We start from the raw sequence: 1,809 nt of genomic DNA, 5'->3' as shown, positions 1-1,809 counted from the left end.
CGCTAAGCACCCCACATTAGTGACTTGATGCAGACCATCATAAGCCGCGTAGCCATCGGTTTGTAGATAACCGTTGTAGTTACATAAAAATTCCACGGGACACGCCCTCGCGCGACTGTTTTGGTAGTCGTACAAGGCAATATTTTTCACATTAGGCAGTGCGGCTTCGGGCGAGTCAGCGCCCGAGCAGTAGAGCCACATATAACACTTCTTCTCTTCCTTGAGCACATTGAGCGGCGTTTCATCCGCCTGAACCACCACTTGCTGAAGTAGGTACTTCTTCAAGGCGGCATACAGCGGGGCGAACTTCTCGCTGACTTGGATAACCCACCTTGCCATGGTGGTGCGTGATAACTCGATACCCGACTGGGTAAACAGCGATTCTTGGCGATAAAGTGGCATCGCGTACTGGTATTTGCCAAGAATGATGTTGGTCAGCAAGCTTTCTGTGGCGAAGCTTTTAGGGATGAGACTCTGAGGGGGTGGCTTCTGAACGATACGGCTGCTGTCGCTTGTTTTCTCGCACTGGCGGCAAGCGTACTTAGGGCGAACATATTCCAACACCTTGAGTACCGCAGGCGTGAACTCTAGCTTCTCGCTGCGGTCTTCCCCGATTTTATGCAGGCTATGATTGCAGCAAGCGCACTGCTTTTCATGGTCGTCTACATCGAGTTCGATAACCTCACGAGGTAAGGTCTTAGGCAGAAGTTTACGTTTACCGCGCTTTTTCGTTGTGGTTGTTACCTCAACCTCGTCTTCTTTAACGGCTTCACATTCCGCTTCGTTGAAGAGGTCACCTTGTGATTCATCGTAAGGCTTTAACGCCTCCGAGCGTTTAGCGAACTGGCGGTCGAAGGCGAGTTTGAGTTGTTCAAGCAGCGATTGGCGCTCTTGTTGCCATTGCGATTCCTTCTGCTCTTGCGAGAGCATCAGGGCTTTCACCATCGCTTGTAGCTCGGCAATATCTTGGCTTTCTGGGTTGATATTTGGCGTCTTTTCCATGGCATTCATTATACTGAAGTTGTGCCGTTAACGCTTGGTATATAAGGCTTTATTCTCGATCAACTCATTGTAAAATCGTTTATTTTCACGGGTTCATGGCCGATAATTGTGAAGCCTGAAAGCAGTCTATCAAGCTCAAATTGAGTGAGGGTAAACACCTGATTTTTCTCTTTTGAAGGCCACTTATACTTGGCTTTTTCGAGGCGTTTATACCAGAGGGCGAAGCCTGTTTTATCCCAGTATAGCACCTTGATCTTATCGCGCTGTTTATTGGTAAACAGAAACAGCGCACCACTGCCAAGAGGTAAGTTCGTGTCGTTTTCGATAATCGCTGCAAGACCATTAATGGACTTTCTAAAATCGACGCTTTCACGATAAAGGTAAATCTCTGGCGCGCTGAGCATACCTTTCATGACAACGCTCCAATGAGTTCAGCAAGATAGGTCGCTGGCGTACATTGAGGAATGCTCAGCTCCACATCATTGATGAGAAGTGTCATGTTGGCCGTGGCTATCTGCGCCTGATACTTGGTTGTCTTTTCAACGATTTCGGCTCTAACAAATCCGACAGATTCCGATTGGTTTACTGTTTGGAGTTGACGCCGCTTGGCGAAGAACGTGGATAAACTCAGTCCATGCTCTTCGCAAAAAGCGCGTTGGGTAACACTGCTGCTTTCATATTGTTCAAACAGTGATTGCCATTCTAGGTTGGTGCGTCGTTTTGCCATTTCAACTCTCCTTTGGGTTGGAGAGTTGATCTTATTCTTCGCGCTGAAAGATTAGAATGCGGGGTTCATGACACGCTTAC

General features: G+C 47.9%; 3 protein-coding genes. All 3 read right to left on the bottom strand.

Going from position 1 to position 1,809, the window contains the following annotated elements; all coding sequences use genetic code 11:
- The coding region (locus tag ACED42_RS21710; RefSeq protein ID WP_371704133.1) for an IS66 family transposase at nucleotides 1-1,002 on the bottom strand (1,002 nt) is incomplete at its 3' end.
- A gap of 59 nt (nucleotides 1,003-1,061) precedes the next feature.
- Nucleotides 1,062-1,415, bottom strand: coding sequence for an IS66 family insertion sequence element accessory protein TnpB (tnpB, locus tag ACED42_RS21705; RefSeq protein ID WP_102457509.1), 354 nt, complete (start codon nucleotides 1,413-1,415; stop codon nucleotides 1,062-1,064).
- Nucleotides 1,412-1,729: a hypothetical protein gene (locus tag ACED42_RS21700; RefSeq protein WP_102457510.1), complete on the bottom strand. Its 318-nt coding sequence runs from the start codon at nucleotides 1,727-1,729 to the stop codon at nucleotides 1,412-1,414. Before ACED42_RS21700 ends, tnpB begins: the two co-directional genes overlap by 4 nt.
- Between the last annotated feature and the right edge of the window lie 80 nt (nucleotides 1,730-1,809).

Origin of the sequence: Vibrio sp. FF145 (assembly GCF_041439075.1) — a bacterium.
GTDB lineage: Bacteria > Pseudomonadota > Gammaproteobacteria > Enterobacterales > Vibrionaceae > Vibrio > Vibrio tasmaniensis_A.
Note: the sequence above shows the minus strand (reverse complement) of the source record. Positions and strands in the feature narration are given on the sequence as shown.